The 9,181-nt window shown below is 33.4% G+C and carries 9 protein-coding genes; all 9 read right to left on the reverse strand.

The features are described 5' to 3' along the window. Positions 1-13: 13 nt before the first annotated feature. The gene (locus BXU10_RS21240) at positions 14-721 is read right to left on the reverse strand and encodes a prolyl oligopeptidase family serine peptidase (protein ID WP_078229491.1); all 708 of its coding nucleotides are present in this window, start codon (positions 719-721) and stop codon (positions 14-16) included. A gap of 11 nt (positions 722-732) precedes the next feature. Next, on the reverse strand, positions 733-2,106 hold the full coding sequence (locus BXU10_RS21245) for a glucoamylase family protein (RefSeq protein WP_078229492.1): 1,374 nt from the start codon (positions 2,104-2,106) through the stop codon (positions 733-735). A 67-nt stretch (positions 2,107-2,173) separates the two neighbouring features. Next, a complete protein-coding gene (locus tag BXU10_RS21250; protein ID WP_078229493.1) occupies positions 2,174-3,661 on the reverse strand; it encodes a RagB/SusD family nutrient uptake outer membrane protein in 1,488 nt (495 codons plus the stop codon). Positions 3,662-3,665: 4 nt separating this feature from the next. Next, entirely contained in the window at positions 3,666-6,638 is a 2,973-nt protein-coding gene (locus BXU10_RS21255; protein WP_078229494.1) for a SusC/RagA family TonB-linked outer membrane protein, read from the reverse strand. Positions 6,639-6,963: 325 nt separating this feature from the next. Continuing rightward, positions 6,964-7,236, reverse strand: coding sequence for a hypothetical protein (locus BXU10_RS25375; protein WP_223255521.1), 273 nt, complete (start codon positions 7,234-7,236; stop codon positions 6,964-6,966). Beyond that, positions 7,214-8,386: a hypothetical protein gene (locus BXU10_RS25380; protein WP_223255522.1), complete on the reverse strand. Its 1,173-nt coding sequence runs from the start codon at positions 8,384-8,386 to the stop codon at positions 7,214-7,216. The genes BXU10_RS25375 and BXU10_RS25380 overlap by 23 nt, the downstream gene beginning before the upstream one ends. Beyond that, complete coding sequence (locus BXU10_RS25385) at positions 8,331-8,606, reverse strand: hypothetical protein (RefSeq protein ID WP_223255523.1); 276 nt, start codon at positions 8,604-8,606, stop codon at positions 8,331-8,333. The genes BXU10_RS25380 and BXU10_RS25385 overlap by 56 nt, the downstream gene beginning before the upstream one ends. Then, on the reverse strand, positions 8,603-8,941 hold the full coding sequence (locus tag BXU10_RS25390) for a two-component regulator propeller domain-containing protein (RefSeq protein WP_223255524.1): 339 nt from the start codon (positions 8,939-8,941) through the stop codon (positions 8,603-8,605). Before BXU10_RS25390 ends, BXU10_RS25385 begins: the two co-directional genes overlap by 4 nt. Next, on the reverse strand, positions 8,922-9,181 hold a 260-nt coding region (locus BXU10_RS25395; RefSeq protein ID WP_223255525.1), incomplete at its 5' end, for a hypothetical protein. The genes BXU10_RS25395 and BXU10_RS25390, both read right to left, overlap by 20 nt.

Below are 9,181 nucleotides of genomic sequence, written 5' to 3' on the forward strand. Positions count from 1 at the left end.
GTGGTATTTATTTTTATTTATTGATTTTAATCTGTCTAAACATCCAGTCATAAATTTCGGGATTGTCATAAACTCTTGTCCAGCTATCGTGATTTGCATCATCAAAAATGGTCAGTTTTACATCTTTGCCGTTACATTTTTTCAATTCTTTGTAGATTGTAATCGCATAATTCACATTCACCACATCATCCAGTAATCCGTGAAAAATTCTGGTTGGAATATTGGCTATTGCGCAAGCGTGTTCTAACTGAATTAAATCTACAAAACCAGCGACAGGTACATTTGCGGCAAATAGATCCGGATGTGCAAAAGCCAAATTCCAGGAAGCCCATCCTCCTGAGCTCAAACCAGTAACATATATTCTTTCTGAATCGATTTTGTTTTCTTTCTGAATTTTTACAATAAGCTGATAAATGGATTCAATGTCCCAATTTTCATCTTCTTTGCATTGAGGAGCCAAAACATAAGCATCTAACTGATGTGTTTTTAAATACTTAAAAGGGCCATTAATTTTTACTTTTTCAATGTGAGTTCCTTTTTCTCCATCTCCTGAAATAAAAACGATTAATGGCTTTTTCTCTTTCAGATTGGCTGGACGATGCAAAGCATAACCCAATTCATATTTTGATAGTATGACTGTATTGATTTTTCCGGTTGTTTCACTTTGGGAAAATCCAACTATTGAAAATAACAGGAATAAAAATGTTGCTTTATACCTCATGAAAAAACTATTTAAATTCCGTATTTTCCAGATTTGAATCCAAGTTTTGTCAAACCTTGTTTTACTTCCGGTGCATTCATAAACAATTTCCACAATAAACCTGTTCTGTAATTTTCAATCATTACAACTTCTGGTCCCTGATCGATTGCTAAATAACGTTTAGCCACCCACTTATTGCCCAAACTAATTGCATCATAAAAGCCTGCATCTCCCCAGGTTTCATTTTTATGATTTTCATATAAATTACGTATCAAAGCCAATGATTCTTTTGGAGTATAAACAATAGAACTTATGGCTGCTGTGGGCGAAATAACCCCCTGATCATTACTTGGCATGTGCGCATTGTAACCAATAGAACCGTCCGGATTTCTGGAATAGGATGCTGTTAATCCCCAATAATTTGGTCCATAATCCTTGATTTTGTTAGGGTTTTCTACACAATATTCATAATTGATTTTAGTCTGATTTACATTTAAATCCCAATAATTAGCATATTTATCACTCAATTGATTTGGATCTAATCCTACATAAGAATAATGTGCCCAGAATAATGGACCTCCAAATTCTTCTGCTCCGTTATGTTTTAGAATCAATGGAATATTATATTTTGTTTTTGATGAAACGATTCCACCGCTTCTGACCCATCCTTCATGATATGCTTTTGCATCAATTGAATGAGTTGGTGAAGATGCAGCCATCACATACGTGATTAAACACTCATTGTATCCTTGTAATGGAAAATTCATCTGCCATGCGTAATTTGGTGACCAGTGCCAATACAATACATTTTTATTGTTGGTGTACCATTGCCAGTCAACTCCTTTCCAAAGATCATCGTATTTTTTTGCGACCGCTTTTTCTTTTTCAGAGCCATCTTTAAGATATTCACGAACTGTAATCATCCCTGCAACCAAAAATGAAGTTTCGACTAAATCGCCACCATTATCCTTGGTTCCAAAAGGTTTTACCTTTCCTGTATTTCCGTCAATCCAATGTGGCCATGCCCCATGAAAACGATCTGCTTTGTCTAAAAAATCTGCAATTTTGTTCAGTCTTTCGACTCCTTGCTCTTTGGTAATATAACCTTGAGCCATACCCGAAACCAAAGCCATTAATCCAAAACCTGAACCGCCTGTGGTCACGATATTTGAATCGTTTTCAGGATAATTTCCGTCTGGATGGTAACGCTCCCGTGCTAATCCTGAATTGGGTTCTGCGTAATCCCAGAAATATTTGAATGTTTGTTTTTGAACGGCATCTAAAAGCTGTTCATCTGTTAATGTTACAGTTGCAGTATTTTGGCCTTTATTTTCTTTTGATTTTTCGGAATTAGATCCAAAGCCAAAAAAGCTAAAAACTAATAATAAAACTGAAATTCTAATCATTATAAAAATTTAAGATTATGGTAAATACACTTCCTCCGGAAAATCTGAAGGAAGTGATTTAATGCTGTTAATTCGGATATCCCGGATTTTGTTGCGATAAGCCGTTGGCTTGTAATAAGAATGATGCCGGTATTGGGAACAATTCATTTTTTCCTTCTGTAAAGACTCTTCCATTAGGGAAAATATCGCTCTTATCTGCTTCAAAAGCAGCTTTGGCCTGTCCTGTTCTGACAAGATCAAAGAATCTGTCAAATTCAAAAGCTAATTCAACTCTTCTTTCTTTCCAGATTGCAGTTCTAACCGCTGACTGCGAAGTCGCAGGAGTATCGCCTAATCCGGCTCTGTGTCTGATTTGATTCAACAAAGGAATTGCTTCTGAAGTTTGCCCTAATTCATTTAAAGCTTCTGCTTTCATTAATAAAACTTCAGCATATCTTAAATATTTAATATTAGCATCTGTTTCCCATGCACTTGTATAGGCAGAAGAATAAGCTTTATAATTATATCTCGGATTAGGATCGTCTGCACTAACTACTGGAATTACTCTTCCATCATATAAGGTTGTACCTCTAAAAATTATCGTCGCCTCTTTTCTAACATCTCCGGCTTCATAAGCATTTACTAAACTTTTAGAAGGCTGATTAAATCCCCATCCCCATGCATCACGAACACCTTGAGTATTAGAATATCCTTGAATTCCACGAGTTGGTACTGCCCCATTACCGTTTATTTCAAAAATAGATTCCCCATCATTTTCTCCTTCAAGTCTGAACATTTTAGCATAATCAGGAGATATGCTATATCCTGTAACCAGATTACAGTTATCTACGACGTCTTGCCATTTTTTCTGATACAGACTTACTTTTGCCAATAAAGCATAAGCTGCTCCTTTTGAAGCTCTGGCTTTTTCAGAATCAGCATATTCAGATTTATTTGGTAAAACCACTACAGCCTCAGTTAAATCTTTTTCAATAAAAGCATACACTTCAGCAGCTGTTTTACGAGTTAACTGCATTGCTTTATCTTCTGCTGATAATGGAATACTGGAAACGTGATCTACAATTGGCACTCCTCCGTAACATTTTACTAAAGTAAAGTACATGAAAGCTCTTAAAAATTTTGCCTCAGCCATTAACCTTTCTCTTAATGCAGGATCCGCTTTGTCTAATTTAGGAAGAATCGCTAATGCCTGGTTACATCTATTGATTCCATCATAGTTTGCATTAAAAGTACTTTCAGCAGATGGATTTGATGCATTATAAGTTAAGGCGTCCAAAACATCTTTATCAGTACCTGTATCACTTGGAGTGGAACCTTTATCAGCATCATCAGATGTAATACTTGCCAAGCCAATCCATCCGAATGAACTCATGTCCCAATCTAAAAACTTACTGTAAATTGAGGTAACAAAGGTTTTTGCTCCGCTGTCGTTGTTAAATAACTCAATATCATCTGTAGAAATAGTCTCAGTTTGTTTAACATCCAGGTAATCATCTGCACATCCTGTAAAAGTTAATGCCGATAACAAGAAGATTGATATATATATTTTTTTCATAATATTAAAATTTTAAATTAGCACCAATTACAAATGATCTTAATGTTGGGTAAGCGTCCAGTTCAACACCTTGTGTTCCATAAGGATTACCATCTCCATTTAACTCAGGAGAAAAACCAGAATACTTCTGTGTAATAAACGGGTTAATTGCATTAAAATAAATTCTGCAAGAACTAATAAATTGATCTTCTTTAAGAGGAAGTTTGTACCCTACAGTGATATTGTTGATTCTGAAGAAATCTGCAGATTCCATATAATAAGTTGAAGCAACCGGAACAATATTAAATGGTGCTGGATTCTGAGATGTTGTATTTGTTGCCGTCCAATAATCATTTGTCATAGAAGCTTCGATGTTTTCACCTCCAAAACGCTGTGCTTTTTTACCATTGTACACTTTTGCTCCGCCAGTCCCATATCCGTCAACTGAAAAATCAATGTTTTTGTAAACAAGCCCTAAAGAAACTCCGTAATTTGCTTTTGGTAAAATTGAACCAGCGTATTTTTTATCAGTTGTTGCAGATAAAGCATCCTGAGTTACTTTAGCACCAGTAAAATCGTAATAAAGCATGTTTCCATTTGCCGGGTCTACACCTGCATATTCATAAAGATAAAAACTACCTAATGGCTGACCAATTGAGTTGTTGTATAATAATTTGGTGTCCTGACCATTTCCTAAATTACCTCCAATAACCTGAGATAATGAAACATCTTTTAAGCTTGTAAGCTCATTTTTGTTGTGTGAGAAGTTACCACCAACCCAATAGCTTAAATTGTCATTAATTTTATCATCCCAACGTAAAGCAATTTCAAAACCTTTGTTTGAAACTTCACCAACATGAGAAGGAGAAGCCGTTGTAATTCCAGAAGTTGGATAAGGTTTTACATATAAAATTACATTATCTGTATTTTTGTCATAAACATCGAAAGATCCTTTTAATCTGTTGCCTAAAAGTTCGAAATCTACACCTGCAGAAGCCTCTTCAGTAATTTCCCATGTTAAAGACGGGTCAATTTGAGAAGTTATACTTGATCCTTCATATAAAATTGAACCTCCTAAATAACTGTTTAAACCCGAATTATAACTTTGACTGTTTAATGGTACATTTTGGTTACCCAATTTACCCCAGCTACCTCTTAATTTGATTAAGTCAACTCCTTTAACATCTGTCAGAAAACTTTCTTTAGTCATAATCCATCCAAGACCTACAGATGGGAAAGTTCCCCAACGGTAATCTTTTGCAAAATTTGAAGATCCGTCACGTCTAATAGTTCCGGTTACTAAGTATCTGTCCATTAATTTGTATTGGAAACGTCCAAAATAAGATGCTAATTTACTTTCATTGAAAACAATATCCTGTAAATTTGTAACAGTACCTGAGTAATCAACACCTTCTGCATCTGTCGCATTATATAAAGACCAATAGTTAGAATCAGGACTCACATTTTTTCTGGTGATTACTAATTTTTCTCTTGGACCTTTTACAGAAGTTTCAATACCTGCTGTTAATTCTACATCGTGAACATTAGCAAATACTTTATTATAAGTAAAATAGTTAGACAGGTTCCAGTTAAAATACTGTTCTCTGCCTCTCGTTAATAAATTAATAGGATCAGTACTTGAATAATCAGCATCTTTACGGGTTGGATTAGCCGCTAACCAAACATTTTTAGTATCCTCGAAATTATAATTTTTCCAGGTATAGTATTCCCCATTAAATTGTGAAGTAAACTTTAAGCCTTTTAAGATTTCATAATCCAGTTTCAAACCACCCTGAAGGGTAATACTTCTTTGTTCTTCATTATAAAAATCTAATTGTGATACAGGATTTCCAACATTATTAAATGAAGTACCTGTTGAGCTTGCCACTCCGCTTGCATCTGCAAAAGGAGCACCATATTGACCATTCGCAAAACGCACCGGCACAATTGATGACTGTTTGTAAGCATTTGTAAATGCGCTTAATGGTTTTGGTGTAGAATTAGCCGATGTAAAGCTAAAGTTCTGATTTAAAGTGATTTTTTTAGAAAGTTTAAATTCATTATTATTTCTAAAATTTGTACGGCTGTAATCTAAGCCGTTAAGAATCGCCTTTTCCTGATAGTTACCTGCGCTGAAAAAGTATTTAACACTTTCTGAACCTCCGGAAATAGAAATATTATTTTGAGTATAAGTACCCGTTCTTGTAATTTCATCAAACCAATCTGTATTAACAGGCTGATTGGTAGAGAATCTGTTTGTGCCTAAAGAGGCGTTAGAATAGCTTGCATATTGATTAGAATCTGCCATCTTTACTTTCTTAAGGGGTGTTCTGATACCGCCAAAACTTTCAATTTCTACAGAAACTTTATCTCCTTTACCTTTTTTAGTAGTAATAATGATAACCCCATTTGCTGCTCTTGTGCCATAAATAGCAAGGGACGAAGCATCTTTTAGGATTTCATAAGAAGTAATATCATTTGTATTGATATTATTGATATTTTCTGTTGGCATACCATCAACAATATATAAAGGATTTCTGCCTCCTAATGCAGTACCCAAACCTCTAATGACTACAGAAGGTGTACTCCCTGGTGCATCTGAAGAAGTTACCTGAACCCCTGCTGCTTTCCCCTGAATAGCCTGAGAAGCATTTAATACCTTTGTTCTTGTAACATCTTCTGCTTTTAATGAAGTAATGGCAGACGTATTGTCAATTTTCTTTCTGGTACCATATCCAATTACTACTACTTCTTTTAAAGCAGTATCGCCAGCTTCTTTTAAAGTAATTGTCATTAAACCGGAAGTTGCTGCTACAGAAACAGCATCGAAGCCCAGCATCGAAATCTTTAGAATTTCACCTGGTTTGGCATTAATTGTAAAATTTCCGTCGAAATCAGCATCGGCGGTAGTTTTGGATTGGGGGGCACTAATAATTGCTCCGGGGATTCCCATTCCGCTATTATCTATTACTTTTCCTTTAATTGCCTGACCCGACATATAAGCCGGTAAAAAGCAAAAGAGCCAGAAAGCTAAAAAATAAAATTTTTCATACAGTTTAAATCGTTTAAGTTAGTAGAGCCAAATTAAACAATTACAACGTTTGAGTACATCATATAGTACTACTACACAACCACATCACACACACTTAAAATACAATTAAAACCTTTTAAAACAACAACTTAATTATTAAATAAATTTCATCAACATAATGTTATGATGTAGTAATGATGTATTGTAATAATGTTAAAAAAAGGATTGAAAAAATAGTATTTGTATAAAAAATAAAACAAAATCTTACAGACTTAATAAAAACTTAGAAAGATTATCCTCCTGAGACAGATTTAAACTTCTTTCTTAGACGATATCTGTGTAGTTCAACACCTCTGAATGATATGTTCATTAGCGGTGCAATTTCTTTAGAAGAAAGATTCATTTTTAGATAAATTACATAACTTAATATCCTTAGAGTCAGGTTTGGGAATTTCTTCGAAAGATTAATGATAAATTCATTATGGATCTGATTCAAATTGGTTTCAAAGATTTCCCATTCATGTTTATTGACTTCATTGATCTTAATTGCTTTTTTTAATTTCACTTTTCAGTTTATTAAAATCTTTTTCAGAATCCAGAATACTCTGAATATTTTCAATCATTTCACTTTGTTTGGCAATAGATAATGATTTTCCGGCAACTTCAGATGATTTAGTTTGCAGTTCGAGTTCCAGAATGTGTTTTTCGTATTCCTGAATATTGAGTTCGTTTTCGGCCTTTAATTCCATTTCCAGAATTTTCCTTTGATGTCTTTCTTCTTCTGCCTGCAATTCCAGTTTTTGCATATAGCGAAATTTATTCCACTTATAATAAAAAAACAAAACTGTCCCTACTAATAAGAGATATAATAAAATCATCCAAACAGAAAAATACCAGGGCTCGGCTACTTTAAAATCGAAATTACAGACCTTATCATAATTGGCTCCGTCATGTTTATAAACGACAATGGTATGATTACCACTACTTAGATTATTCAGTACAATTAAGCCATCGGAAATGGGTACAAAATCATTACTTTTATTGATTTTATAAAATAAATTAGGCTTACTGGCTCCGTAAATTCCTGATATTACATTGATTCTTAATTCGGTATTGTATTTAATTTTAGAATCATCGGGAAGCAGTATTCCGTTATTAAATGCTTCAATTTTAACATGTGTATTTTGCTTATTTTCATATTTAAGCTGAAGAGAAATAAATCCGTCATCCAGATTCAGTAAATAGTGATTCTGAGTTTTAAAAATCCTTAAATTGTCATTTATGAGTTTTCCTTTGTAATATTTTTCCTGAATAATATTCCAGACAAATTTATTTTCGACAGCATAAATATGGTACAAAATACCTTCCTGAAGTACCATAAAATGATTTTCATCAATTGCTACTACATCTGTTATATTTTTAAAATTAGTATTAAACAATTCATTTTCTTCCAATTTATTGGTAATTGAATTATAGGTAAACCATGAATTATCAATTAGAAACAAAATTTCATTTCTAAATTCAAAAATCTTAACCCCAAAATCATTTTGTATTTTACTCTGCTGGGTGATATTTTCAACCTTTTTAGTCTGATAATCATCACTATACACAACACGATATAAACCACGATAATTATCTGCAGCAAAAATTTCATTTTTTTTATTTTGAGCTACATATTTTATAGGCTTTGAAATATTTAATTTTTTTATAATCACTTAATTTTGAAATATCATCATATGCCAAAATCCCACTATAAGTAGATTGAAAACAAGTATTGTTAATACTGCTTTTTGATAAATTCCAGCCACCGCTAATATTATTTGTTTTAACTAAAGAACCATTTTCATAGCAAAAAGTTCCGTCATTATGTCCAATGATGTATTTATTTTCAATTTTAGTAATATTCCAGGCCTGTCCTTGTGTATTGGGCATCATTTTGAATTTACCTGAATCAAATTCAAAACACCATGATTTGAAGCAATTAAATATCCTTTATTGGTGGTTGCAACGGAATATACCGAACCTAAAATTCCTGAATTGTCATAAAAAATAGATATGGGTGAATTCACTTCAACGTGTGCTATACCGTTATCCAGACCAAGCCATAAATCATTTTCTTTATCAAAGCCAATACAGAGAACTGAGTTGTTCATCAACACATTATTTCGGTCTATATTTTTGTATGTCTCTGAATTAAAATCATAAATATAAACTCCTTTGTTTCCGGTTCCGATAACTAATTTGTTATTTTTAATAAAACCTCGCGACATTGATTCCGTTTACTTTTAATGTTTCGTTTAAAGGATTATTCCAGGCAATCAAACCTGATTTTTCTACAATAAAAATCCCTTTCTTTTGGGTAAAAATATAAGTTTTGCCTTTGTGTTTTTCGATTGCATGAACGACTGTGTTCTTTAAAATATTCCAGCCTTTTGGATTTGCAATTCGGGAACCATCCATTCTAAAAAGTCCTTTATCGACAGAAGCAACAAAAAGCTCTTTATCCACCA

Source organism: Flavobacterium sp. LM4 (genome assembly GCF_002017935.1).
GTDB classification, from domain to species: Bacteria; Bacteroidota; Bacteroidia; order Flavobacteriales; family Flavobacteriaceae; genus Flavobacterium; species Flavobacterium chungangense.